Annotated in this window: 18 protein-coding genes and 3 pseudogenes; 13 read left to right on the forward strand and 8 right to left on the reverse strand. The window is 68.4% G+C overall.

Annotated elements, in window-relative coordinates; all coding sequences use genetic code 11:
- Positions 1-98: 98 nt before the first annotated feature.
- From ABZ823_RS28320 to ABZ823_RS28335, 4 genes are all read right to left on the reverse strand, one after another.
- Complete coding sequence (locus ABZ823_RS28320) at positions 99-548, reverse strand: hypothetical protein (protein WP_361665692.1); 450 nt, start codon at positions 546-548, stop codon at positions 99-101.
- Between the two features lie 488 nt (positions 549-1,036).
- Positions 1,037-1,411: a hypothetical protein gene (locus ABZ823_RS28325; RefSeq protein ID WP_361665693.1), complete on the reverse strand. Its 375-nt coding sequence runs from the start codon at positions 1,409-1,411 to the stop codon at positions 1,037-1,039.
- Between the two features lie 228 nt (positions 1,412-1,639).
- On the reverse strand, positions 1,640-2,068 hold the full coding sequence (locus ABZ823_RS28330; RefSeq protein ID WP_361665694.1) for a hypothetical protein: 429 nt from the start codon (positions 2,066-2,068) through the stop codon (positions 1,640-1,642).
- A gap of 289 nt (positions 2,069-2,357) precedes the next feature.
- Positions 2,358-3,425, reverse strand: a complete 1,068-nt coding sequence (locus ABZ823_RS28335) for a hypothetical protein (protein ID WP_361665695.1) — start codon at positions 3,423-3,425, stop codon at positions 2,358-2,360.
- A gap of 86 nt (positions 3,426-3,511) precedes the next feature.
- Between ABZ823_RS28335 and ABZ823_RS28340 the strand changes: the two genes are divergently transcribed.
- The 4 genes and pseudogenes from ABZ823_RS28340 (at position 3,512) to ABZ823_RS28355 (ending at position 6,178) form a co-directional block, all read left to right on the forward strand.
- A complete protein-coding gene (locus ABZ823_RS28340) occupies positions 3,512-4,510 on the forward strand; it encodes a winged helix-turn-helix domain-containing protein (protein ID WP_361665696.1) in 999 nt (332 codons plus the stop codon).
- Between the two features lie 402 nt (positions 4,511-4,912).
- Positions 4,913-5,002, forward strand: a pseudogene (locus ABZ823_RS28345) (3'-phosphoesterase); the annotation flags it as partial.
- Between the two features lie 139 nt (positions 5,003-5,141).
- Positions 5,142-5,576, forward strand: coding sequence for a cupin domain-containing protein (locus ABZ823_RS28350; protein WP_361665697.1), 435 nt, complete (start codon positions 5,142-5,144; stop codon positions 5,574-5,576).
- A 434-nt stretch (positions 5,577-6,010) separates the two neighbouring features.
- Positions 6,011-6,178, forward strand: a complete 168-nt coding sequence (locus ABZ823_RS28355; protein WP_361665698.1) for a hypothetical protein — start codon at positions 6,011-6,013, stop codon at positions 6,176-6,178.
- Between the two features lie 510 nt (positions 6,179-6,688).
- Here ABZ823_RS28355 and ABZ823_RS28360 read toward each other — a convergent pair.
- From ABZ823_RS28360 to ABZ823_RS28375, 4 genes are all read right to left on the reverse strand, one after another.
- The gene (locus tag ABZ823_RS28360) at positions 6,689-7,693 is read right to left on the reverse strand and encodes a helix-turn-helix domain-containing protein (protein WP_361665699.1); all 1,005 of its coding nucleotides are present in this window, start codon (positions 7,691-7,693) and stop codon (positions 6,689-6,691) included.
- Positions 7,694-8,204: 511 nt separating this feature from the next.
- Positions 8,205-8,438: a hypothetical protein gene (locus ABZ823_RS28365; RefSeq protein WP_361665700.1), complete on the reverse strand. Its 234-nt coding sequence runs from the start codon at positions 8,436-8,438 to the stop codon at positions 8,205-8,207.
- A 125-nt stretch (positions 8,439-8,563) separates the two neighbouring features.
- A complete protein-coding gene (locus tag ABZ823_RS28370; protein ID WP_361665701.1) occupies positions 8,564-9,037 on the reverse strand; it encodes a hypothetical protein in 474 nt (157 codons plus the stop codon).
- Positions 9,038-9,094: 57 nt separating this feature from the next.
- Positions 9,095-12,931, reverse strand: coding sequence for a S8 family serine peptidase (locus tag ABZ823_RS28375; RefSeq protein ID WP_361665702.1), 3,837 nt, complete (start codon positions 12,929-12,931; stop codon positions 9,095-9,097).
- Between the two features lie 1,042 nt (positions 12,932-13,973).
- Here ABZ823_RS28375 and ABZ823_RS28380 point away from each other — a divergent pair.
- The 9 genes and pseudogenes from ABZ823_RS28380 (at position 13,974) to ABZ823_RS28420 (ending at position 25,117) form a co-directional block, all read left to right on the forward strand.
- Entirely contained in the window at positions 13,974-16,529 is a 2,556-nt protein-coding gene (locus ABZ823_RS28380) for a caspase family protein (RefSeq protein WP_361665703.1), read from the forward strand.
- 20 nt (positions 16,530-16,549) lie between these two features.
- A pseudogene (locus tag ABZ823_RS28385) lies at positions 16,550-16,777 on the forward strand (WD40 repeat domain-containing protein); the annotation flags it as partial.
- A 48-nt stretch (positions 16,778-16,825) separates the two neighbouring features.
- Positions 16,826-19,744 carry a caspase family protein gene (locus ABZ823_RS28390; protein WP_361665710.1) on the forward strand — a complete coding sequence of 973 codons (2,919 nt, stop codon included), beginning with the start codon at positions 16,826-16,828 and terminating at the stop codon, positions 19,742-19,744.
- A gap of 9 nt (positions 19,745-19,753) precedes the next feature.
- On the forward strand, positions 19,754-20,269 hold the full coding sequence (locus tag ABZ823_RS28395; RefSeq protein ID WP_361665704.1) for a hypothetical protein: 516 nt from the start codon (positions 19,754-19,756) through the stop codon (positions 20,267-20,269).
- A gap of 98 nt (positions 20,270-20,367) precedes the next feature.
- Positions 20,368-20,763: a VOC family protein gene (locus ABZ823_RS28400; protein ID WP_361665705.1), complete on the forward strand. Its 396-nt coding sequence runs from the start codon at positions 20,368-20,370 to the stop codon at positions 20,761-20,763.
- Positions 20,764-21,200: 437 nt separating this feature from the next.
- Positions 21,201-21,623 (forward strand): annotated as a pseudogene (locus ABZ823_RS28405) (transposase); the annotation flags it as partial.
- Between the two features lie 45 nt (positions 21,624-21,668).
- On the forward strand, positions 21,669-24,452 hold the full coding sequence (locus ABZ823_RS28410; RefSeq protein ID WP_361665706.1) for an RHS repeat-associated core domain-containing protein: 2,784 nt from the start codon (positions 21,669-21,671) through the stop codon (positions 24,450-24,452).
- A gap of 20 nt (positions 24,453-24,472) precedes the next feature.
- On the forward strand, positions 24,473-24,667 hold the full coding sequence (locus ABZ823_RS28415) for a hypothetical protein (protein ID WP_361665707.1): 195 nt from the start codon (positions 24,473-24,475) through the stop codon (positions 24,665-24,667).
- Positions 24,668-24,754: 87 nt separating this feature from the next.
- Entirely contained in the window at positions 24,755-25,117 is a 363-nt protein-coding gene (locus ABZ823_RS28420; RefSeq protein WP_361665708.1) for a DUF6193 family natural product biosynthesis protein, read from the forward strand.
- Positions 25,118-25,706 lie beyond the last annotated feature (589 nt).

The raw sequence follows: 25,706 nt of genomic DNA on the forward strand, positions 1-25,706 counted from the left end.
AGCGGCATCGCGGTCCTTCACAACCACTCGGAACCTGTTGGTGCTGTCTGGTGCGCATGGCAGACCCGCTTCTCTGAACTATCGGTAGCGGGTGCGGATTACGTCTCGTCGGGGCCGATTGCGGCGTTCAGCGCGTGCAGGGCGTCATCGTATTGGCGACGGTCGAACTGGAACGGACCGAATGCCGTGTACTCGCGGGTCTTGCGATGGGGTTGCTCGAAGGAGTTCCAGATCACGAGGTTGGCCGTCGCGGTGATGCGGGCCATGAGGGGCCAGCATCCCCATTCGCCGCATTCACAACCGAGAACGGGTGTCTTCGGCCCCATCACGTTGGTGGACCGTCCGAGAAAGTGATCCTGCATCCGGCCGAACCGGAAGAACTCCGGGATCAGACCGCCGTAGGCGCCGCCTGCGGGCTGCATCCCGGCCGCGATCTCGAACCCGTCGATCAGCTCGGTGAGTGGTGCTCCGTCGATGCGGGGGACGATCACGAGCGGGCCGCCGTCGCCACGGTGCCGGCACTCGAACCGGATGTCATTGCTGGTCATCCAGTGATTGTGCCAGCGAAGCCGTTCCCTCCACCTGGGTAAATTGAGCTGGGGCTATGCGTGGCATGCCGAGGTTGATCGCCGTACCGCCGGAAGTTTGTCGATCCATGTGAACGAGCTTGTCTTCGGCGCCAGCCAGGCTGACCCGTCAACGAGTTCCCCATAGCGACGTTCAACCGATGCCGCACCAGCCCTGCCAACGCGACCCGCCGGCCCTGACCGCCCATAGAACTCGCTTGTGACGACGTCGTCGACGCGGTGACGCCCGTAATCGACCGGATGCCGCAGGCGCCACCCGCATCCGAGGCCGCGACGGCACAACGGCAGACGTGGCCCAGACCATCATGGTCTGGGCCACGTCAGGTGTCCGCGCTGACGTCCGGCACTCAAGGATTCGCCCGCTCACGCACCGAACCGGGCCAACCGGTGGCCTCGCCGACCCGCGACGAGGCCAGGCATCAGTCGATGCCGCCGCGCTCGCCGACGTTTCAGCGGCGCACGCACTCCTCGATCTTCGCCTCGGCCATGTAGATCCTGATGACCCGCCGTCCTCCCAGGTAGCGGGTTTGGCCGTCGCAGAAGTCGCTGGACGTCCCGTCGCTGAAGTAGACGTACCCCGACCAACCGCCGGCCTGGATGCTGTAGCCGGAAGAGTTGAGGGAGTAGCTGCCGCTGCAGTTCTTGGACCAGTCAGCGATCGTGCCACTGGACGTGTAGTACTTGTAGTGCAACGTCGCCGCGGGAAGCTGGCAGATCTGAGTCGCGCCCTGCTGGGCGGCTGACGCCGCCCCCGGCACTACGCCGGCGAGCGCGACCACTCCAGCGCCCACAGCGATGATCTTCCCCCATGCGCTCTTCATCACGTACGTCTCCTTTGCTGGTGCGGCATGCGCGGTGTCCGGCCTCTTGCCGGGCGCAGTAAGGACGGGGACGAACGCCTTGGAGGCATCAAGCCCCGAGTGGTGACGCCACCGCCGTGCGGGCCGGGCAGTACCGGATCTGGCGCGGCAGCGGATGTTCAACGGGATCCACGAGGACGCCGTCAGACGACCGGAGTACTGAAAGGTGACGCGCGTAGCTCGAGCGCGGCGTCATTTCCAGTAGCAGGTCGAGATCTTCTTGTAGCCCACGTACAGCGTTCCTTGAGCGTTGATGCTGACCGTCTGACCGGTGTCCCACGAGGCGCCGACCGTGTTGCTCGCCCACAACCCCCGGCCATTGCTGTTGTAGACGACGAAGTTTCCGTCGCTCTGGTAAGCGGCCTTGTATCCGCTGGGGTTCGTGCCGGCCGCCCAGCAGACGTGCCCGTTCGTCGCCTTCAGAACGAGGTTTCCGTCCGGCTGCATGATCAGCTCTACGGCCCAGCCGCCCATGTCCCTGTGCAGATAGTCGCCCTTGTACATCGTCGTGCCCCGGGAGATTGCGTAGCCGCGGTTGGCTGCGTTGGCCGAGGGTGCGACTGCCGCCAGCGACGACGCGGCGACCACCGCGACGAGAATCAACCGAAGAGCGCTCTTCATGAGGCCTTTCTCCCTATCTGTCATTTCTGGATGGTTTTTACTTGTGGGTTGCTCTGCTTGCTTGGGGCTGCGCTCCTCTCAACCGGCCCTGCGGACAGAGGGCCATCCTGTTGGTCATGCCGGCCGGCCGCGCGGCGGCAGACCACCGACGCCCGCCCCCGACGCAGCGTCACCCTGCGCATGGCGGGCTGTTCGCCGGCTTGTCCCGGGCGGTCGCTGTCCGTTGCCTACGCCGCCCGACCGCAATCCGGCTCTCTGCCGGCTGCTCCTCGTCACCGTGCGGCGCCGGCTACCGGCAGGTGGGGTCGGAGAGCGCCGAGACGGTGTAGGGCGGATGCCCCGGCGGCTGATCGAGCTGACTGTTGACGACGTAGAGGCGGCAGCCGTGACGAGCGAGGGTGGTCGGCAGGTCGAACCGGTCACCGGTGACCTGAAACTTCACCGTCCCGGTGCGGAGATCTTCACTCAGCTGGGCGATGTACACCCCCGCCGGTGCACCGTAATTGAGCACCGCATACAGATGGCGGCCGTGCAGCAGCATGCCGTCCGCCCCGAACGACGACCCGCCGAGCTGCACCTCCTCAACGGCCTTCGTGTCGGCGTCCACCCGCCACACCGCCTCCGTGCCGTTGGACGCCACGAGCAGCGTCCTGCCGGTGCGGTCAGCCGTGATGCCGTTGAGCAGCCAGTACTGCGCCGGGAATTGGGGAGCAGCGCTGCGGATGTCGACCCAGGGTCGCAGCGGGCCCAGGCGACCGGCGCGCAGTACGGCTCGGTGGATCACGGGATTGGCCCAGTCGGTGACGTACACGGCGTCTTTTGTGATGACGAGATCGTTGAGGTTCGCGGCGCCGAGGGGACCGTCCTCGGCCATGCGGCGGGCGACCAGCCGCCCGGCTCGGTCGTGCACCGTGAGAACCGAGCCGCCGACGGAGAAGACGCGGTGGCGGGCATCAGTGTGCACCCCGAGCGCGCTCGGACGATCGGCGATGCCCTGAGCGGCGAAAGGCCGCAGCTCGGCGTCACCGATGCGTCCCCTGAACAACAGGCCGGTGCCTTTGGAGGTCACGTACACGGTGCCGTCCTGCTCCACCGCTACTCCCTCCGGCAGAATGCCGGGATCGTGCGAGACGACGTAGACCCCGGGAAGGTCCCGAGCACCCGCGGGAACGGCCTGGCCGGTCGCTGCAAGCAGCACCGAAGCCCCCAGACAGAGCAGACGTGTCATGACGCGCATCCATCCACCTCCCCGACGATGACCTGCAGGGTCTGCTGCACCAATCGCCCCCTGGCTCGCCTGAACGTCGGTTCCATCGGCGATCAAGCGGCCGGCCACCAGGCTGCGCCAATCCGGCATGCCGCCGCGACGTTCCGTGCCATGATTCGAGCAGGTTCGAAGGGACGGGGCGCACAGCCAACAGGACTGGACGGTCGGGAGGTTCGTTGATCGAGCTCACCGTGGACGCCGCAGGGCTCGCCCGTTCCCGCTTCGCCATCTCACCGTTGCACGAGGTCGTCGCGACCCTGCTGCCCTGGGGCATGCGCCCGGCCCCCGGCGCCGCCCCGTGGGCCGCCCGCGCCAGACGCGTGCTGCGCCGGGCCCAGCTGCCCTTGCTGTCCGAACTGGCCCTGGACGCAGGCGGGTACGTGCCCGACTTCCTCAGCCCGCATCCCGTTCAGCCCTCCCCCAGCGTCGAGGAGGAGCTTCAGCGGGTCCGCTGCACCCCGCCCGAGCGTGTCCTGGGCGAACTGCGAGCGCTGCGCGACGGGCGGCCGTGCAGCGGCCTCGCCGGCTCCGAGCTGCCGCCAGGAGTGCGGCGGGCCATGGCACGGGGCGGTGCACACGTGGCCAGACAGGTCGCGGATGAGATGCGGCGCTACTGGGAGTTGGCCTTCGCCCCGCACTGGGACGCCGCCAAGAACGCCCTCGACGCAGAAGTCGACCGATGCGCCGGCGTGCTGGCCCGACACGGCGCGGCCGCACTCTTCAACTCCCTGCACCCCGACATCCGTTGGGCCGACGGCACCCTGCACGTCGAAAGCCGATACCAGATCGCACTGTCCGTGCCCCAGGTGATCGTCGTACCGTCCCTCGTCGCACCCCAACCAGCCGTAGCCGTGGACCCCACACATGATGGCACCAGACCCCCGATGCTCATCCACCCCGTGCGCGACAAGACCATCACCGACACCATCACCCCCACAGCACCCACCACCCAAACAGCCCAACTCCTCGGCCCCACCCGCGCAACGCTCCTCGCCGCCCTCACACAACCAGCCACCACCCAACAACTCGCAGCACGCCACTACCTCAGCCCCGCCACCGTCTCCTACCACCTCGGCGTACTCCACCGAGCAGGCCTCATCACCCGCACCCGAACCGGCCGAACAGTCCTCTACCGCCAAACACCCCACGCAACCCGATTAACACAAAGCCCATGACGCAAAGACGTGCCCCCGCGCGGACACAAGGCGTCTGCTTGGCTCGCCGCAGAACACGTGAAATCCGCGGAGCACCGCGTGGCTGTGACGGATCGTGCGGACAGCGGACTGGTCTCCCGGATGCTGCTTGCGCGTGATCGGCTTGATCGTGCCGGCGGTGGCGGTCTTCTTCTTCCTGGGGGCGTGGCGCGGTTTAGAGGTGCACCGGTGACCTGCGAGCTCTTCAGAGCCGGAGTGACCTGCGCGCCAGGGTCGTTCCCGGCCGCCGCCCTTACAAAGCAGATGTCGGCGGTTCGGAAAATCCGTCTGTGCCCACCAGCCCCACGTCACGACGAAGGGCCAGGTCTTCCGGCGGAAGTCCGGAACCTGGGCCTTGCGAAGAAGGACAGCGGACGGGCGAGCGGGCACGGTACGCCCGACCCGCGCCGGGCCCGCTCGGCCCGCACCGGCGGCACACTCCACCAGGTTGCCGAGGAGAGCGGCGAGGAGTGACGGGCCGGGGCAATCTTCCTCCCTCATGAGGCGCCACCGCCCGAGGTCGACTGCGGATGAGTGGGTTCCGGCCCCAACAGACCCTGTCTAGCCTTATGTTCACGGCGGTATCGGCTCTCGTTCCTGCAGGAGGTCCCGCATGCGCCACGCTCTCCGTACCGCCATAACAGGGGTGGTGACCGCTGCCACCGTCCTGGTCTGCGGCACCGCCCAGGCCACGCCTCCGGGACCGGGGGTCACCGCCCGCGTGATCCGTCAGACCACCGTGAACGGCACCGACTACACCCTGCGGGAGATCACCGTCCCGCCCGGGCAGAGCACAGGCTGGCACTACCACGACGGCCCGCTGTACGGCATCGTCAAGCAGGGCACCCTCAGCCACTTCGATTCCACCTGCGCCTCCGACGGCGTGTACCCCAAAGGCAGCGCCATTCAGGAACCGGCCGGAGCCGGCTACGTCCACATCGGCCGCAACATGGATGACACGCCCCTCGTCTTGGACGTGCTCTACGTCCTGCCGCACGGCGCCCCGTTCTCGGAGGATGCGCCGAACCCCGGCTGCCCCTTCCAGTGATCACTGCCGCAGCGGCTGCTGGGGGCACCCGCGGCGGGTTTGCGGGACGAGACTGGCTACCGCAAGGCGCGAACGCTCTAACCAGCCGAATCTCGCAACATGCAAGGGGCCTCCGGGGCCGTTACCCAGTTTGAACTCGTGGAGTCCGATGGTCTGATCGCGTTGTCATTCATGGTCAGGCCGGTGGAGGAGGCAGCCGTCGATCAGGCGACGCCGGTACTGGATCTTATTCAGCTGCCGCTTGACAACCCGGGTCAGGGGCGCGAGGCCGGCGGCCGCGAAGTCGGCCAACTGCCGCTTGAGTGTCTGACGTCGCTTGGCTCCTGCTCAACAGGTCGGGTGCCGTGTCGCCAGTCGCTGGCGCGTCCAGGCGATAAAGTTGTCACCGGGGCCCGCTGCCTGCACGTCCGCCAACAGGGACTCGATCTCCTCGCTTGGAGCTTCGTCGACTCGAAGTACGCGAGGCCGTCGTCGCCGAGATCCGCGTATCGGCGGGCCCGCTCGGCTGTGCCGTCGCCGGGAGGGACCTCGCCGCCCTGCCACCCGGCGCGGTTGCCGAGTCGCTGGCGGCGACCGCCCAGGAAGGCGACGGCGACCTCTGACTCCGACCTGTGCGGCGATCTTCTCGGCGGTTCCAGGGCCGCCTTGCCGGTGCTGCCTGGGATGCACCCGACCGTGGTCGGTCGACACCGAAGCGGCGGCTGGCAGTGTAGGCCCCGGCTGATCGGTGGACGTCACAACCCCGCCCAGCCGATCAGCAGTGCCCCCATGGCACCTGGGGCAGACCTGGCTTGCTTGGCGCCGTGCTCGTGCTCCTGGCGCTCGCGGTCGTGCGGCCCCGCGGGCGCGTGGGTGGCGCGGACGCAGCCGGGGACGCGGGCGCCGTCACCGGAGTTGCGCGTCAGCGGGGCCGGCGCGCCTGGCCGCCGGCAGGGCGGCGTCCGATGCGCGGCGCGGCCGGACAAGGGGGCGCGTTCGAGGCGTCTGTGGTGCCGCCGGGTGGGGCGGTTGTCGTGTTCCTGGAAGGCGCTGCGGTTGGGGATCTGATGGCGGCGGACTGGTCTTGTGCGACGGGCGCCTGCTGGGGGTGCGGCCTTCGGGACCGCGCCGGTTCACAGCCATCCACGGCGTGCCGCCTGCCAGGCAAGTTGCATTCGGGTCGTCGCGCCAGCGTCCTCCATCATGCCCTGGATGCGGCGTTGAACGGTCCGTCGACTCAGCCCCATCTGCGAGGCGATCGCCTTGTCGGCGACTCCCGCCACCAGCAGGGACAGCAGCTTGTGGTTGGTGGGGGAGAGGGCGTTGGGTCCCCCGGCGCCGTCGGTGCCCGAGACCGCGCCGGCGTCGTCGACGTTCAGGGGGACGGCTACCTCCCAGTAGCGCTCGAACAGGGCGATCAGAGCGGCGAGCAGATTGCTGTCCCTGACCAGCGCGGTGGTGGGCTCCTCGGGGCTGCCGTGGGGTCCGCCGGCCACGAGAGGGAAGACGGCGACGGAACGGTCCGCGATCGCCAGGCGCAACGGCAGGTTCGGTACGGCGCGGGCGGCCTCGCCGGCCCGTACTCGCGCGACGACGTTGTCCACGGCGCCTTCGTCGTCGAAGAACGCCTTCTCGTAGAGCACCCGGTAACGGACGCCCCGGCTCAGTGCCTGGAACTCCTCGGCGTTGCTGCCCGACGGCATGGCCACGTACTGGGCCTTGCAGAACCAGAGCATCTCGTCCTGTGCGCCGCTCTGGATCTGCCTGAGGTGCTGACGCAGGGCTTCGGCCCCGGTGATGACCTCCAGCAACTGGCCGGCGTCGTGCCTGCGCATGGTGTCCCGGTAGGACTCGACCAGCCGGGTGGCCTCGACCCGGGCCAGGTCCAGTGCGTCGGCGCTGCGCTTCAGCCTGGGCAGCAGCGCCACGTCCGGGGGAACCGCCCGGAACATCCGGGGGGTCGCGTCCGTATGGGTGGCGAGGCCCTTGGACGTCAGTGACGTCAGGATCCGTTCGGTCTCCGGCTCCGTCAGACGGGCCCGCTGGACGAGGTCCGCCGTCGTAGCGCGGCCGGACGTCACGAGCAGCCCATAGACGGACTCCTCCTCGGGAGAGACTCCCACGGCCTCGAATACCACGAATGCCCCTCCTCGACCCCCGGGATTCAATAATTGAACTCGATGATTGAATACCGTACTACATCACAGGGAGGAGCGGAGGGCGCTACCGGTGCAGGGCGTAGGCGCGCTGAACGGTCTGCTCGACCGAGTTGCCGGCGGCGTCGCGCGCCGTGATGCGGAGGATCACCCAGGAACCGGGAGCGATCCGCAACGGCCCCTCGATCCGGCCCGGAAGGCGTTGTGACCGCGGTCGGTCACCTTCGCCCGGCGCCAGCTTTGCCCGTCGTCGTAGAAGACCTCGACACGGACCGTCGCCAGGTGTGGAACGGACAGCCCGGCCCGCGGCGGACCGGCCGGGCGCCGATGGTGTGTGTACGCCCGGGCGGGTACCGCGTTGCAAGCGTTGACCGACACATCGTGTGACGGCGTCGGCGTCGACCGCCGACAGGGTGGCTCCTCGGCCGCCGAGCATGCCGCCGGGCCGGGCCGCCGACCGCGGCCCCGCCCGGTTCGTGCTCCGTCGGTGACGTCAGCGCAGGCCGAACGCCCGGGTGATCGTCTGGGACACGGCGTTGCCGGCGTCGTCCCGGGCGGTCACCCCGAGGGTGGCGAAGCCCGCCGACTTCGGTGCGCGCAGGCTCGTCCGCCAGCCGTCGCCGGTGCGGGTCAGGTCGCACCGCTTCCAGGGCGCGTCGTCGTAGGAGATCTCGAGGGACGGCTTGCCGATGGCGGCGGTGGCGCCAGGCAGGTGCGAGGCGGTCACCGTCAGGTCGGCATGCCGATCGGCCCGGCCGGTTTCGTCGGTGTCGATGCCGTAGTCGAGTTGGATCAGCGGGAGGGACTCCGTCGACTCGGTCCCGGTGGCCGCAGACGTGAAGTTCCACTCGGTCAGCGTCTGCCTCGAGTACGGGTCGGCCCAGGCCCCCGGTCGTTGTCGACCACCAGCCGGTACGGCAGCCGCTCCGCGGCGAGCGCCGGAACCTGCAGCCACTCGGCATTGCCCCAGTCGAGCTGCTGGGCGCCCTGGTCGAGCGACATCCAGTCCTTGACGTCGAAGTTGGCGCAGGCCTCACCGACGTGACCGGCTCCGGAGTCGCCCCAGCCGGGTGCGGTGATGTACATGGTGTCGGTGTAGCGGGTCGGCGCGGCACAGACGTCGCCCTTCGTCGTGAGGACCTCCCCGTGAGCGGTGGCTGGACATGCCGACCGCGCGCGGCAACGGACGAGGTCGGGCACCTGGTCCGCGCCGAGGACCGAGAGAATGACGACGTGCCGCACCCCGCCCTGCTGGGCGGCGGTCACGGTGTTGTCCATCGAGGTACGGAGGAACGTCCACACCGCGGCGGGTGCGAGGGACCGCATGGCCCTCGCACCCGCCGCGGTTCGGTCGGGATCATCCGCGTCAGCGTTGCCGACGGCTCACTCGGTGCCGCGGTGCAGGTACGCGCGGTTCACGGTCTGCTGGACGCTGTTGCCGGCGGAGTCCGTCGCGGTCACCCGCAGCGTCACGTACGCGTCGCCGTGCACGTTCGACGGCCGCTCCACGGCGGCGGTGAACGGTCCGTCGCCGTCCTGCTGTGAGGTGCGCGTCGTGGTCCAGGTCTTCCCGTCGTCGTAGGACGCCTCGACCTTCAGCTTCACGCCGCGCGAGGCGGCCATGCCGTCCTGCATGCGGACGGTCAGGCCGAGGGTGTGCTCCCGCGCCCGTCCCACCGCGTTCTGTGCGTCGACCGGTACGCCGTAGTCGAGCTGGAGCAGCGGCAGCAGGGTCGCTTCGGCAGCGGTGCCCGAGCGGAACGTCCAGGACGTGTGCGTGTCGGTGGCGTAGCGCCAGTCGTCCGAGGCGCGGGCGGTGGTCAGGTCGAGCCGGTATTCGGCGTTGCCCGCGGGCACCTCGAAGTTGCCCCACGCGCCGTCGTCGGACGTGGCGATCTGCTCACCGTTCCGGTACAGCACCGCCTTGGACGTGTCGGCCGCGGAAGACACTCCGGGGCCGCCGCCGATTCCGCCGAAGGGGTCGGCCTCCGCGAACGACCAGTGACCGGCGCCGGAGTCGTTGAACTCCGGGACGTACACCGACAGGGTGTCGCCGTTGCGCACCGATGACAGGCCCTTGCCACGCGGGATCGACGGGCGGACCACTGCTCCGAACCACCGCTCCGTGGCGCGCTGGCCGGGCTGGTAGGTGTGCGTGAGGTCGTGCATGCCGGCCGACAGCGGGAAGTCGACATCGAGGACGATGTTGTGGTGCACGACGTGCTGCCACAGCGTGTCTCCGGCGCTCACGTACTCGACGCGTTCCTGTCCCACCGGAACGTAGCGGCTGTACTGGTTCCACGCGGTGTCCTGGAACGGCCGCCATGCGAAACGCTGTTCGCTCGCCCAGGACGAGGCACCGGTGCGGGTGTACGTGCTGCGGACCTCCGCGGTGTTGCGATCCGAGACGGTGTAGACCACCTGCTTGGGGATGGAGCCCTTCGAGACCTGCATCACGTCATACAGATACGGGCTGCGCACCGTACCGGAGAACTCCACCGTCGTGGTGCCCTGCTTGATGCGCTCCAGCAGAGCCGACCCGTTCTTCCAGGAGGTCTGCATGGTGGGCAGGGCCATCCGGCCACCGTCCGGCTGCCACCGGGTCCAGTCGGAGAAACCCTCGGGCTGGACCACCAGCAGCGCCTTGGCCCCGGCGTCCGCGGCGGCCTGCGCGAGATCCCGTCGGTCGTACCACGCGGAGTTGTCGTCCCGTACGACGGCCAGCTTGCCGCGAGCCCCGCGGAAGTCGGGCGCCGCCGCCGGGCCGGCGGCCACGGCGGTCAGCCGCGCGCCCTGGTCCCCGAAGACCGGGGAGGTCACCTGGTAGTACGGCGCGAACTGCTGCGAACTGCCCGAGACCTTGGCCCGCAGTTGCGGGGCCGTCATCTGCCAGCGCGAGGAGTACTCGAAGACACCGTCGGTGACCTGGGCGGTGGGGCTGACATAGAGCCGCTTGACGGTGTCGAAGAACAGGGCGCCCTGCATCAGGCCCTGACCGTCGATCTTGCGGTAGAACGTGGTGCTGAGGACGCCGTGCTGCTCGGCGGGGCGAGGCGTGCGGATCTTCACCTCAGTGACCTTCGAGGCGTCCAGGGTCACCGTCATGTCCTGGGTGACCTTCACCTCGGGGTCGGCGATCTGGCCGGCCTCTTCGCCGTCATCGGTCCGGTCGTAGAAGCCGGCGCTGAGGTAGTACGTGCCCTCTTCCACGACGGCGACTCCCGCGTCGCGGTCCGTGTAGCCCACGAACCCGTCGGGGCCCCAGATGTTCGGCAGCCAGCCGGGCACGACCTGGCCGTTGCGGTCGCGGTAGACCACGGTCAGCCGGTGCTGGGGCGCGTGCACCACGAGGGAGACGGTGGTGTGGGCGAGCAGGGTGCCGTCGGCGGACTTGGCGATGACGTATCCGTAGAACTTGCCGCGGACCGCGTGTGTCGAGTCGGTGCGCAGCGGCACGTCGGCGGTGGCACCGGGGGCCACTTGCACGGTGCTGGAGTCGGGGCTGACCACTCCGTCGGGCATGACCCGCCCGTTCTCGGTGGCCAGGTTCACGGCCAGGGAGAGGGTGAGCGGGTGATCGCCGGTGTTGGTGTAGTGGAGGGTGGCCGCCTCTTGCTGACCCTGCGTGCCGCCAGTTGTCAGGGGGGCGAGGGTGACAGAGCCGGTGGCCGTGATCGGGCCCATGGCCGCGGCAAGGTCGATGCGGCCGCCGCCCTGCTCGCTCACCTTGGTGCCGGGCACCGTGTGCGCGGTGCTGATCAGGGCATCCTTGAGCTGCTGGGCGCTCCAGCCCGGGTGCTGCTGGGCCAGCAGCGCGGCGGCGCCGGCGACGTGGGGGGTGGCCATGGAGGTCCCGGACAGCGCCACGTAGTTGGCGTCGACCGGGTCGCCCAGGGTGGTGCCGGCCGCGCGGGCGGCGACGATGCCCACCCCCGGGGCGGTCACGTCGGGTTTGACCGCTTCGTCGCCGAAGCGCGGGCCGCGGCTGGAGAAGGGGGCCAGGGAGTCGTCGCGGTCGACGGCACCCACGGTCAGCGCGGAGTCGGCCGCGCCCGGCGTGCCAACGGTGTACGGATCCGGACCCGAGTTGCCGGCTGCGACGACGAAGAGCGTGCCGGTGGAGGCGGTCAGGTTGTCGACGGCCTGGCTGAGCGGGTCGGTGCCGTCGGTCTGCTCGGGCGCCCCGAGGCTCATGTTGACGACCTTGGCGTGCTCGGCGGTCGCCCACTCCATGCCGGAGATGATGCCTGACTCGTTGCCGTAGCCGTTGTCGTCCAGGACCTTGCCGATCAGCAGGTCGGCCTTGGGCGCGACACCGCGCCGGGTGCCGTCCGAGGCGGCGCCGGTGCCGCCGACGATGGAGGCGACGTGGGTGCCGTGGCCGAAGTGGTCACCGGTGTTCCCGCTGCCGGAGAAGTCCTCGGCCTCCGCGATGCGGTCGGCCAGGTCGGGGTGGTCGGCGTCGACACCGGTGTCGAGCACGGCCACCTTGACGCCCTGGCCCTCGTAGCCGGCCTTCCAGGCGGTGGGGGCGTTGATCTGCGCCGTGCTGCGGTCCAGCATGGCCTTGACCTTGCCGTCCAGCGAGATCCGCGGGGTGACCGCGGCCCGGGCGGCGTCCGACTTCTCACCGGGGTTCAGCGTCTTCCAGAATGTCCCCAGGTCCTTGCCGGAGACCCGCACGGACCGCGCGTTGATGCTCGCCAGGGTGCGGGAGTGCGTCGACTTGAGCGCCACCAGCCGGTCGGCAAGGTCCGCGGCGGCCTTCGAGGCCCGTGCGCCGGCCCTGGCTCCCTGCCGGGACGGCGCGGAGGAGACGATCAGCGGAAGCGCGGACGTGTGAGCTTCGTCGTAGCCCTGGGAGATCAGGGCGGTCACGTTGAAGAGCCGACGGTCCAGCGTCCCGGCGGACACCAGCCCCTGGGCGTCGAACGGCATCACGGTCAGCGACTTGTCGTCGCCCTCGAACGTCTCGAAGGGCACGTGCTCGCGCCCGGGGCCGGGCTGCACCGACGCGGTTCGCCGTCCGCCGGGCAGCGACGTCACGGTCACCTGGTCGCCGGTCACCAGCCGTACGGTCGCGGAGCGGGCCTTCTGCCCGGAGACGGAACGAGTGACAAGGTCGCTGGCCGGCGCCCGTGCTGCGGCGACGGCCGGCGCGACACCGGCCACCACCAGCAATCCAGTCGATATCGCCGCCGTGAGGCGGATTCTTGCCATCAGGGGAACACCTTTCGTACAGCTGCACGCCACAACTTGGCCGAAATCATTCGTTGGTGCAGCCGGGCCTGTCACTGGTCACAGCTGTCACATGTGCGACGTGACCTAAAAGCGACACGCGGCGCCTGAAGGTCGCGGCCTCGCTCGTCAGTGCCGCGATGTAGGGATGTCAGTCCGGGCCTGCTGGCGAAGTGCGCGCGGCGCACGGGGCGTTGGATGAGGCGTTGGACAGACTCTGGCTAGGCGATAGCAACCAAAATTTCCGGTGCATCGCACTAACTTGATCTTTAACCTCGGGTCTCGAACGGCTCGTCGTACTTGATCACTCGCGTTGGTAACTCCCGTACGTGCAGACGGCCTTCGGCTGATCATGTGCTCCGACCAAGGAATACACGTAATCAGCACGAAGGCCGCGGGGATGAGTCTGTTGCACCATGCCGTCCGGCAGGAGCCGTTTGCCGAACTGTCACGCTTCCGGGGCGAGTTCTACTCCTGCCTGACCAGACGTGCGGATGCATCGTTCGAGCTGTCCGATGCTGTGCGGCTGCTGCGAAGGCGTCGTGCGATGGCGAGATGAGCGGCTCGTGCGAGGCACGCGTTCGGCGATGGGTCGGTTCGCGCTGGAGCGGCTGAGCGGATGGAGCACCGCAGAAAAGGAAGGGGCGCACGGCACGGCAACGGTCTTCCGTGGCCCTCCCAGGCTCTGTAGCGAGCGTTCCATTCAGAGGTGCAGGTGTCTACGACCGATGGAGAAAATGACCGGATGGGAACACTGCACCAGCCACCTCCACAAGCGACGCGAGCAGACGAACTGCCCCCTCCCTCCGGTCGCCAGAGGACGTTCATGCCCACCCAGCCCGAACCAAGAATCACGTTCGGAAGCGGATGGCGTCTTAACCGTCGCGCATCACCAAATCAGCGACAGATCCGGCCAGATGTCCCGTGCGGTCACCGGCTACGTGACATCGTCCGTCGCGGTGGGCAGACTAAATCTTCTGCTGTCGCGCCTCGAAGCGGGCGCCTTGGCGTATGGGGGAGCCTGATGGCGGCACGGGCGTTACTAATCGGAGCTTCCGGCAGCAACCTGACCGGAGTTGGCACTGATCTGGACGCGATGTCCGAGTTGCTCACCGGCCGCGGCTTTGTTGTCGACCGCATTCAGGATGCCGCTGCGACGCGCACAGCCGTACTCGCGGCGTACCAGCGCCTGATCGAGGCGACCGACGCAAGCGACTCATCGCTCTTCTACTACGCCGGGCACGGTGGCCGCGTCCTGCACAACCCGTCGAACGGCACGCTGCCTGACCGAGCTACTCCCACCGCCTACCAGTTCATCTGCCCGACTGACATCGAGGAGTCGAGGCCGGGGGACTTTCGCGGCATCACGGCGCTGGAGCTCTCCGCACTGCAGACCCAACTCACCGATCGCGCCGAGAATGTAACCACCATCCTGGACTGCTGCCACTCCGCGCGGATGTCGCGAGATCCAGACCTGGTGCCGCGGGCACGCGTGCACGACATGTACGCCGACGTGACGGCCCACCATGCGTCCCTCGACCCTGGCGTCCTCGAGCGGGCAGCCCACGATCCCGCCGGGAACCAGCGTGCCGTGCGGCTCGTGGCGTGCGCGGCCGAGGAATCGGCGATGGAATACACCGACGACAATGGCCGACGACGAGGGCTGTTCACCCACGCGCTGGTCGAGGTCCTGGCGGCTGCCACCGACCTGCCGCTCACCTGGGCGGCCCTGTTGGAGTCCGTCCGGCAGCGGGTCCGCGCCAGGACCGTGTGGCAGCGGCCCGAGGCCGAAGGGCCGAGTCGACGGATCGCCTTCAGCACCGACGTGGCTCCCGCGGGCGTACTGCCCGTGACACGCTTGGCCGACGGTCGGGTCTCACTGCCCGGTGGCCGACTCGCCGGCATCGAGATTGGCGACCGCTTTGCGCTGCTGCGAGCGGGTTCCATCCACGTGAGTGACGTCGACCGGGTCGGCGAGGCAACGGTGACCTCCTCAGGGGGGACCCACGCGACGGCACGGGTCGACCTGGCCGAGAGCGAGGCCGACCTACCCGAGTCCGCCGTTGCCCTGCCGGTCACGCGGACGTTGCCGCGACTGCCGGTCGAGGTGACGGGCACGGGTGCATGCGCGACCGCCATCAGGGAGGCGATCGGTGGCTCCCACTTCGTCCGGATGGCCGATCCGAGTGACGGCGTGTCTGCCCTCACTGTCACGGTCGAAGGCGATCTCGTGGCGCTGTCCGATCGCACGGGACCGCTGTTACAACCGCGGACCATCTCGTTCAGCGCCGGTATCGCCGAGCTGACCGCTGACCTGGACCGACTCGCCAGGGCGGCAGCGCTGCGTTCCCTCGCGGGTGCACCGACGCCCTCGCTGGACCTGACGTTCGAGGTCGACGTGGGTGTGGTCGAGGACGGACGGCCCCTGAAGCTGGCCCAGGGCGGTGCCGTCTTCGTAGGCCAGCGCCTCTACGCCCGCCTGTGCAACCGCGGCACCCGGCCACTGTGGTTCCACTTGTTCGACATCGGCACGGCGGGCCGCATCACCCTCGTGACGAACTCCGACCCGAGCGGAATCCGGCTCGAGAAGGACCGGGAGCGCTGGGTCGGGCGGCTGGAGAACGGCGACCTGGTAGGGCTCGAGCTGGGTTGGCCCGACGTACCTTCCGACGGGCCCCGGCAGGAGACGCTGATCGTCGTGGTCAGCACCGAGCCGCAGGACCTCACGGTGCTCGAGCAGGAAGGCCTGCAGGGTGACGCCAGGGGCGGGACTGCGCTCCAGCAGTGGTTCGCCCAGCTCGACGGCGGTGGTCGCCGGGACCTCGCGACCGAGTCGACGCTCGCGAGTGGACCGGAGTGGAGCATTCGACCGGTCGACCTGTTGCTGCACCCGCGCGCGGAGCAACGCACCGCTTTTTCCGGGGGCTCGGGCTTCCTCGTCGACGAGCGCCCCGATCCATCGTTGCGGCTGGCTACGTCGCGCGGCGCCACGTCCGCCACATGCGCGATCAGGATCCGTGAGCTCGTGGTGCACCGCAACCGCGCCTTGCGTAACGCCGACATCCGGCTGGACACCCTGATCGTCACCGGGCCATCGGCCGGGGCAGACAACACCGCCCTTTCAACGGTGCCAGTCTTCCAGGCCCGAACGGAGACGTTCCCGCGAGTGCGAGACGGTGAGCGGCTCTCGCTGGACCGGATGCTCATCTACCACGGCGAGGTCCGTGACTATTTGGACATCGCGATCTGGATCTCACGCGATCGCGCCGGTGCCCTGCAGCTCTCGGACCTCCTGGCCCAGAGCCTGAACGCCGCTGGGACGAAGGAAGCCCTGGGCGCCGTCGCCGGCCTGGCCATCGCTGCGCCCCAGGCCGCCGCCGCAGTAGCCGCCGCGGCTGCCACGGCGAAGCTCGTCGACGTCGCCTACCGGATCCTCTCGGTGGCCGTCGGCGACAGCATCGGCCTCTACCGCACCACGCTGTTGCCCATGGAGAACTTCGGCATCGGACGGCATCCGAGTGACGGGCTGCTGCGGGCCCAGGACTTTTCCTTCGGCTACGAGGTCGTCGACCCCAACTAGCACTCGGGGATGTGGGACACATGCAGATCGTGGTTCAGTCCGGTCATCACATCAACGTCACCGACGTAGCCTTCGCCCCTGACGGTCATCAGCTCGCGACCTGCAGCGCCGACGAGTCGGTCCGGTTGTGGGACCTGTCGCTAGGATGCGAGGCCGGAGTCTTGCGGGGTCACCGTGGTCCCGTCTACTGCGTCGCCTGGGGTGGTGGATCGCGGTTTCTGGCCAGCGGGAGCTGGGATCGGGACGTTCGCGTCTGGGACGTCGCAGCACGCTCATGCCGGCACGTGCTGACGGGCGTGGGATCTCCCGTATACAGCATCGCGTTCTCCGCCGATGGCCGTCGGGTGGCGGCGGCCCCAGATGGGTTGAGGGGCAGGGACAAGCTGCGCGTGCACGTCTGGGACGTGTCGGGCGACGAGGCGATCGTGGTGGCGGAGGTGGCCCAGGCGAGGGGCACCGTGGTGCTCAGCCCGGACGGTTCGTTGCTGGCCATCAGCGAGGACGGCAACGTCGACCTGTGCGTGCTCGAGACTGGAGAGCGCCGACGGATCCACTCCGGGGACACCGGCGTCAACCCTGGCAACCTCACGTTCACAGCCGACGGGAACACCCTGGTCTTCGCGGCTGGCCGGCTGATCTCGTACGACGTCCGCAGTGACGTCACGACCACCCGGGACCTGCCTCCCGTCGTGGATCGCCCGGAGAACTACTCCCCGGACCTCAAAGATCACCGCGCGGTCACCCTGCTGGCCGACGGCACGCCGGTAGTGCGGGACTACACCCGGACCCACTTCCTCGGCAACGAGCTGGTCACCGTGCCGTGCGGGTGCAACGCGATCTCACCCGACGGCCGGCTGCTGGCCCGAGTCGAGGGCTGGAACGTCGCCCTCGTGGACTCCGCGACCACAGCCTCGGTGCGACGCCTGGGTGGGCGGCTTCAGATCGAGAGCTACGCGGGGAACCAGTCGCGGCAGTTCGTGCTCGCAGTCAGTCCCACCGAACCGCTCGTTGCCACCGCTGCTCCGGACGGCCTGGTCCGGCTCTGGGACCTGGCGGCGGGTCCGCGACCCACTGTCTTCCGCGCCCACGAGGGCCTGATCAACAGCCTAGCCTTCAGCCCCGACGGCACCAGGCTCGCATCCTGCGCAGCCGACGGCGTTCGGATCTGGTCCCGCTCCGGCGGCCCGCCGATCACGGAGACCGGGGTCGAGGGCGGCGCCCGCTTCGTGGCCTTCTCGGCCGACGGTTCGTCGGTACTGGTCGCGCGGTGGTCATCAGGCGTCATCGCGCTGGACGCAGACGATGCGTCGGTCCTGGGAGAGACCGAAGGCGGCGGGGGATTCGAGTCGCTGGCCGTGTCGCGTATGAACGAGGTCGCCGCAGGCAATGTCAACGCCGTGTCGATATGGGCGCCTTTCCTGGCTGAGCCGCCGACCACGTTCAGTCTCGGGACCTGGTGCGCCTCCATGGACTTCTCCACCGATGGACGGCTCGCTCTCGCCTTGGGGCACTCGAAGTGGTTGGGCCTGCAGGGTGACGAGGGCCGAGGCGTGGGGATCATCCTGGTCCCGGGGGAGGATCAGCCCTGCAAGCTTGAGGGCTCCCGCGCCGCGCTGGTGAGCATTGCGTTCTCTCCCGACAACGCACTCGTGGCCACCGGTGCAGCCGACGGGACGGTGCGCATCTGGGACTCGCGCACGACCAAGTGCCTGCACGCGCTGGAAGCTCACACTGGGGACGTGTTTGCGCTCGGCTGGCTGCGGGACGGACGTCGGCTCGCGACCATCGGGGCCGACGCTGCCACTCGGGTATGGGACCCGGCTGACGGCGAGCTCGTCGCGACGCTGCTGTCGCTCGACGAGGAGAACTCCGTCGCGTTCACCCCCGAGGGTTACTACAGCTCCACGAAGGGCGGTCTGGCGGCGGTGGTGCTGCGCACCGAATCAGGGCTGCACCTTTTCGAGGAGTTCGACCTCGAGCTGAACAGGCCCGATCTGGTGCTCGCCCGTCTAGGCTACGCAGGCGACGAGACTCTCGCGGTCTTCGAGGATGCGCACCGACGTCGGCTGGCACGCATGAGCAGGGAGGGCGTCGTAGCGCGGCCCGCGGTACGCAGGCCGATCATCGCCACCGCGTCCCCACCCGGCCAGGTGTCGTCCGACGGCACTGCGCAGGTGTCCCTGACGCTGACACCCGGCGATCATGACCTGGAGCGGCTGCACGTGACGGTCAACGACGTCCCGATCCACGGTGCGGCCGGCACCGCGCTCGAGTCGACGCGTACGGCTGCGAGCCTCGAGGTAGTGCTCACCCCCGGCGAGAACGAGATCGAGATCTGGGTCGGAGACTCCTCCGGGGCCCTGTCGAACCGCCTCGCCTACCGGGTCTTCGACACGAGAGCCGCTGCGCAACGTACCCTCACGGTACTGGCCGTGGGCGTCTCGGAGTACCAGGACACCAGCCTGCGGTTGAAGTTCGCAGCGAAGGATGCCGTCGACCTCGCGGCCGAACTCAGCTCGGCCGCACGCAGCTTCGTCGATGTACGCACCCATGTGCTCGCCGACGCCACCCGCGAGCAGATCCTCGCGGCCCACTGCTTCCTCGCGGACACCAGGCCCGAGGACCACGTGATCGTGCTCTTCGCCGGTCATGGGGCCCTTCGGGGAACCGAGTTCACGTTCCTGCCCGCGGATGCCGCGCGCGACAACATCGCGGCCACAGGCATTTCCTACGACGACATTGAGGCCCTTCTCGACGGGATCCCCGCACGTCGCCGGCTGGTTCTGCTCGACACCTGCCACTCCGGCGAGGATGAACTCGGCACGGCCTCGGTGCAGCCCCTGTCGGAGACGGCCGCTGGTGTCGCGCAAGGACGTTCGTTCCTGGCCCGCGACCTGCCCGGTGAGACATCCCTGTCGGCCGTGGACCGCACGCCGCCGGCGATCAGCCTCGGCGAGGTCTTCGCTGATCTGCGGCAGGAATCGGGTGCGTTCGTGATTGCCGCTGCAGGCTCGGCGGAGTTCGCCTACGAACGGGACGAGCTGCGTAACGGCGTCTTCACCGCATCAGTAATCCAGGCGTTGCGCGATGCTCCCGACACGACCGTGTCTCGCCTTGCGGAGATGGTCGCGGTCCGGGTGTCTTCCCTGACCGGTGGACGCCAGCGTCCCAAGATCCGGCGGGAGAACCTCGCCGACGACTACCGCGTTTTGTGAGGAGTAGCCATGTCAGGCGCACAACCCCTCTTCCTGTCCACGTTCCTCCGGGCTGCCGACCTTACCGGTCTGCGCGTGGTGCAAGACTCCCGGCTCGGCGAAGGGCTTACCGAGCAGACCGACGACTTCGCCCGGCACGGAGGCGTCCGCTTCGGCATGCAGGTGTGGATGGGAGATGACACAGTGATCTGGCGGCTGGTCGACATCCGCTGGCTCTTCAAGGACCCGCGCGGGGCGGCCGCGTTCCACCGGGAACAGGTCCGGGTCAACTCCGAGGGTGCGCCTCCAGTGGTTGGTGCACCGATCGTGGGCAAGGCCTGCATGGTGTTCGGCGGGGCGAGCCCCACACCATTTGCGCCGGACATGATCATGACGGCGTACAACTACGTCTTCCTCGTCGGACCGGTTCTCGTCAAGTTGTTCGCCGCGCAGTCCTTCGATCTGCCTCCGAGTATCCTCACCCCGGAACACCTCGCGCCGCTGGCTGCTCGCGCCCAGGTGCTCATTGAGGGCGCGTTTCCCTAGATGATCGATTCCAAGGGTTGGCGGTCGTAGCGATTCCGGACCGGAGGGGTCGCGCGGCCCCATAGGCTGAGCCCCCGTCCGCACTGTCTGGGGGAGTAATGACCAGTAGGTTCACCGAGTTGGTTGTCGACTGCCACGATCCGGAGCGGCTCGCGGCCTTCTGGTGCGCGGTCCTGGACTTCAAGGTGATCGACCGGAGCGAGGGCAAGGTCGAGGTCGGCTCCTGGGAGCCGACCGTCGAGGAGGTCCGGGCCCGCCAGATGCCGCCCACCCTGATGTTCATCCAGGTGCCGGAGGGCAAGACCGTGAAGAACCGGCTCCACCTGGACGTCAGCCCGATCGACGGCAGTACCGACGACGAGGTGGCCAGGCTGGTTGGCCTTGGCGCCACAAAAGCGGACGTGGGCCAGGGGCCTGGCCGGAGCTGGGTGGTCATGGCAGACCCCGAGGGCAACGAGTTCGACGTCGTGCGCACCCTGGCACCGTCCAACTAGATCTTCACTCCCAAGGGTTACTGAGGTTTGAGGCGGGATGTCGTTGGGGGCTGACGGGACGTGATCGTCGCGGTATGTCGGTTATATGAGGTATCCGCAGGGTGGTGGGTTGACGCCTGAACGGCAGGTGTTGCGTGAGCGGATCCGGATGGAGGCCGCCGAGCAGTTCGACGCAGGTGCATCCAACGCGGAGGTCGCCAAGGACTTACGGGTGAGCGTCCGCGCCTACCGACCGGGCCCGGAGCCCGCCGCCGGGGCGCTGAGCCGGTCAGGGTTCTGCCGAACTTTGACATCCTGGCACTCGACGGCCTGACCCCCGCCGAGGCGCTGCTGCTCGACGCGTTCGCCACCCGGTCCACCGACCGTGTCTGGACGCTGTCCACCGCCTCCCTGCTGAAGGCCCTCCCGTCGGCTCGCCGTCCGTCAGGGCCGCACTGCGGCTGAACCTCACCGACGCCGACGGCATGCGGTTGACCTGCTTCGCCACCAACACGGCCAGCGAGGCGATCGCTGCCCTCGAACTGCGCCACCGCCAGCGGGCCCGTGTCGAGGATCGCATCCGCGCCGCCCGTGCCACCGGCCTGCGCAATCTGCCTCTCCACGACGCCGCGCAGAACCAGATCTGGCTGGAGATCGTCCAGATCGCCCTCGACCTGCTGGCCTGGATGCCCCTGCTTGCCCTGACCGGCAAGGCCCGGCTCTGGGAGCCCCGCCGCCTGCGGCTTCGGCTGTTCTCCACCGCCGCCCAGCTCGTCACCACCAGGCGTCGCCACTACCTCCGCCTGGCCAGGCACTGGCCCTGGACTGACGTGATCACCGATGCCCTGGACCGGCTCCAGGCCCTACCGAGCCCCGGCTGACCAGCACCTTCCCGACCCTGCGAGCACCACCAGCCCACCGGAGCCGTGGAACCCGGCGCACACCCGACGCGACAGCCGGGCACTCAACCTGCCCAGACTCCGAAATCCGGCACAGTAGGCAACAACACCACCGTCACCGACCCCCTCGGCAACACCACCGCCACCGCATACACAGCCGACTACCAGCCCGCCTCTGTCACGGACCCGCTGGGCAACGCCCAGAAGTACAGCTACGACAAGATGGGCAACGTCCTGCAGGCCACAGACGCCCTGAGCCGGACGACCATCAACACCTACAACGCCAACAACCAGCTCGCGACCGCCAGAGACCGCGCTGGCAACACCGTCACTTACACCTACAACGCCGCCGGCCTACTCACGGCCGAGACCTCAGCGCTCGGCAACAAAATCACCTACGCCTACGACGCCGACAGCCGTCTCACGGACACCGTCGAACCGCGCGGCAACCTCACCGGTGCTGATCCCGCCCAGTACACCTGGCACACCACCTACGACGCCGCCGGCCACGTCACCGGCCGGAAAGACCCCCTAGGCAACGTCAAGACCAGCTCCTACGACGTGGTCGGCAACATCGCCGAGACCAGCGACGCCCGTGGCAAGAAGACCACGTACGCCTACGACACCGCCGACCGCCTCACCAAGATCACCGCACCGGACGGCGGCACAACCACCCTCACCCACGACGCCGTGGGCAACACGACCTCGCGCGTCGACGCCAACCAGCACACGACCGCGTACGCCTACGACAAAGCACACCGTCTCACCAAGGTCACCGACCCGCTACAGCGGTCCACCTCCTACGCCTACGACGCCGACGGCAACCGCACCATCGTCACCAATGCCCGCGGCCAGACCGTCACGAGAGCCTTCGACGCCCGCGGCCTACCGACCAAGATCACCTTCTCCGACGGAACGCCGACCGTCACCTACACCTACGATCCGGCCGGGCGGACCGCGACGGTCGCCGACGGCACCGGCACGCGGACCCTGACATACGACGCCGAGAACCGGCCCCTGACTATCACCACGCCTGGGGCCTCCAACCCGTTCAAATACACCTATAACAACGACGGCACCGTCAAGAGCCGCACCTACCCCGACGGCTACGCCACCAGCTACACCTACGACGCCGACACACGTCTGACGGGCCAGACCACCAGCGGTAAGACCATCACCTACGGCTACGACGCGGCCGGCAACCTCACCTCCGCCAAGCTACCCACCACCACCGCTGTCACCGAAGCCCGCACCTACGACCGGTCCGGCCGGCTCGCCACCATCTCCGACGGCACCGGCGTGCGCCGCCTCACCCGCGATACCGACGGCCGCCTCATCGGCGACCAGTACCAGGACACCACCACCACAGGCCTGGCCAGCCGCTACGACTACGACGGCGCCGGCCGCCTGACCCGCGCCTGCACCGACACGACCACCGCCACCTCCTGCCTGAGCGGCACCACCGGCAGCACCTACGCCTACGACAAGGCCGGCAACCTCACCACCGCCACCACCGGCAGCAGCACCACCACCAACACCTACGACGCCGCCAACGAGCTCACCACCACCGCCACAACCGGCAAAAACACCCTCACCAACACCTACGACGCCGACGGTGACCTCACCAAAGACGCACACGGCAGCTACACCTACGACGCCCTCAGCCGCATCACAGCGGCAACCCTCGGCTCCAACACCTACGCCTTCACCTACGACGCCGACGGCAACCGCACCACCACAAAGAAGAACGGCACCCTCGACCGCACCACACGTTGGGACGTCAACAACCCGCTCCCACAGATCGCCACCGACACCAACGCCTCCGGCGCACTGATCGCCGACTACACCTACAACCCGACCGGCGCCCCCCAAACCCTCCACAACACCACCGGCACCTTCTCCCTCCTCCACGACCGCCAGGACTCCATCCGCTCCGTCCTGGACGCCACCGGAACGACAACGTCCACCACCACCTACACCCCCTGGGGCCAGGCCACCACCACTGCCACCAGCAACGGCCAGACCAGCCCCTTCGGCTACACCGGCCAGTACACCGACCCCTACCTCACCGGCCGCATCGCCCTGCGCGCCCGCAGCTACGACCCCACCACCGCCCGCTTCACCACCACCGACCCCCTCACCCCCAACCCGACAAACCCCACCTCCAGCGCCTACGCCTACGCCAACGACGACCCCGTCAACCAGTCCGACCCCTCAGGGCAGTGCCCCCTGTGCGTCAGCGCAGGCATCGGCGCCGCACTCGGCGCCGTCATCGAAGGCGGCACCTACACCTGGCAACACCGCCACGGAGGCTTCACCTGGGGCGGGCTCGCCCTCGCCGGCGGCGAAGGAGCCCTCACCGGAGCCGCCGCCGGCCTCCTCATGCCGGGCACCGGCAACGCCGTCGCCGAAACCATCGGACTCACCGGAGGCCGCGCCCTTGCCACCTCCGCAGCCGTCGGCGCAGGCTTCACCTGGACCGTCAACCAACTCCACTGCCGCCCCACCAGCCCATGGGACCTGCTGATCGGCGCTGCGGGAGGTGCCGGCAGCAGCCTCGCCGGCCCAGCCTTCAACTGGCTTAAGGGAAAGCTGACCAGCAGGGCGGCACCTCCGAGATTCGGCCCTGGAGCAGCACACGCTGATGATCCAGCTGTTGCCCCGGCCAGAGAGTCCGGTCCGCACCTGGCTCTCGGTCTCAGTGACATCCGCGGCGGTGAGCGAGGCGTCCTTCAGACGTTCGCCCAGAAGATGGGAGCGGTTCTCTACAACGATCCGATCTTCAATCTTCCTGGCGGCGGGCGACTATGACCCCGAAGATGGTGCAAGACATGATCGACCTCGTCGTCGCCAAGAACGGGAAGATTTCGTTCAACTTGCAAGGGATCCAAGGTGTCGACCAAATGCTGTCCGATGCGCCGACATACATAGGCAAGTCGGTGACAGCTCAGGAACTACGCTACGTGTGCGGAAACAAGGCAGCACGAGCCATCACCACGTTCTACAACGGCGAAGCACCCTGCTGAACTGAAAAGGCGCCGCCTGCCCGCCCGGGCCGGACAGGCGGCGCCAAGCCCTTGACTCCGCCTGGTAACGCCAAGGATCATCATGCCATGAGAAATCGTGAGGAGGAATGGAAGGTTCTGCTGGAAGAATTCAGACCTCCGCATCCACCCGGCAGTCTGGCCACTGAAGAAATGTGGAGACTGATCTCGGCAGCTTCCGAAAACCCCACATTGAGGTCGCTCTACCCCGCCACTTCGATGTGGTCGCTGACATTTTCAGACGCCGACTTGATCGAAGACATCAAGGATTCATTGCCAGCAATCTCTGCCGCTAACGGAGAATACCGGGTCCTTTCTTGGCCTCACACGGAGGATGTCTCACTGTTCCTCACAAGTGACCCGACTGAGGCGGTGACCTTTACAGCAGAATGGATAGTCAATCAGAAGACCGATCAGCCGGGCCCGAGCTGAAAACATCAGGATCACGCCCCCTCGCCCGCCGCAAGCCTCACCGGATCACTCGTGGCCCGATCCCCATTTCAGGAGAAGCGCCGTTGCCGCGGCCGCGCCCAGCGCCGACCGGCGTCATGCACGGGGATGGACCACGATGATCACCGCAGAAGGCGGCCGCCGTGCCACTCTTCGGACAGACGAGGCGTCTGCTGCGTACGTCGGGCCGTGTCTCGCACGCTGCGAACGTCCCGCTACACCCGGCCCTGGGCGTGCGGTGCGGGCCGTTGTGGAACTGAGCCGAGCGTTCGACAAGGTGCTGCAGATCCTGAACGACCGTCAAAGGCAGCGGGCCGCGGCCAGCAGTGGCAACCACTGACAGCCGCATTGTGAGTCCGCCCCTGCGAGGCGGACTCACAATAGAGCCACACATGCTCCATCCGGCCGTGCACAGCCCCTCGCGAGTGCGGCGCACCGCCGACGTGTCAGCCCCGCCCTGCGTCGGACAGGGCCGTAGGTCCTGGATGGCGTCGAGGGTCTGGTAGAGGGTGAGTCCGGTGTATCGGCTTTTGGGGCCAGACGCTGTTCGGTGAGGAATGCGTGGGCGGCG

The organism is Streptomyces sp. NPDC047079, from assembly GCF_040643755.1.
Classification (GTDB): domain Bacteria; phylum Actinomycetota; class Actinomycetes; order Streptomycetales; family Streptomycetaceae; genus Streptomyces.

Coding starts and splice junctions, on each gene's coding strand:
- ABZ823_RS28320 (WP_361665692.1), bottom strand. CDS start 548: ATGACCAGCAATGACATCCGGTTCGAGTGCCGGCACCGTGGCGACGGC.
- ABZ823_RS28330 (WP_361665694.1), bottom strand. CDS start 2,068: ATGAAGAGCGCTCTTCGGTTGATTCTCGTCGCGGTGGTCGCCGCGTCG.
- ABZ823_RS28335 (WP_361665695.1), bottom strand. CDS start 3,425: ATGCCGGATTGGCGCAGCCTGGTGGCCGGCCGCTTGATCGCCGATGGA.
- ABZ823_RS28350 (WP_361665697.1), top strand. CDS start 5,142: ATGCGCCACGCTCTCCGTACCGCCATAACAGGGGTGGTGACCGCTGCC.
- ABZ823_RS28370 (WP_361665701.1), bottom strand. CDS start 9,037: ATGCGGTCCCTCGCACCCGCCGCGGTGTGGACGTTCCTCCGTACCTCG.
- ABZ823_RS28375 (WP_361665702.1), bottom strand. CDS start 12,931: ATGGCAAGAATCCGCCTCACGGCGGCGATATCGACTGGATTGCTGGTG.
- ABZ823_RS28380 (WP_361665703.1), top strand. CDS start 13,974: ATGGCGGCACGGGCGTTACTAATCGGAGCTTCCGGCAGCAACCTGACC.
- ABZ823_RS28395 (WP_361665704.1), top strand. CDS start 19,754: ATGTCAGGCGCACAACCCCTCTTCCTGTCCACGTTCCTCCGGGCTGCC.
- ABZ823_RS28400 (WP_361665705.1), top strand. CDS start 20,368: ATGACCAGTAGGTTCACCGAGTTGGTTGTCGACTGCCACGATCCGGAG.
- ABZ823_RS28415 (WP_361665707.1), top strand. CDS start 24,473: ATGATCGACCTCGTCGTCGCCAAGAACGGGAAGATTTCGTTCAACTTG.
- ABZ823_RS28420 (WP_361665708.1), top strand. CDS start 24,755: ATGAGAAATCGTGAGGAGGAATGGAAGGTTCTGCTGGAAGAATTCAGA.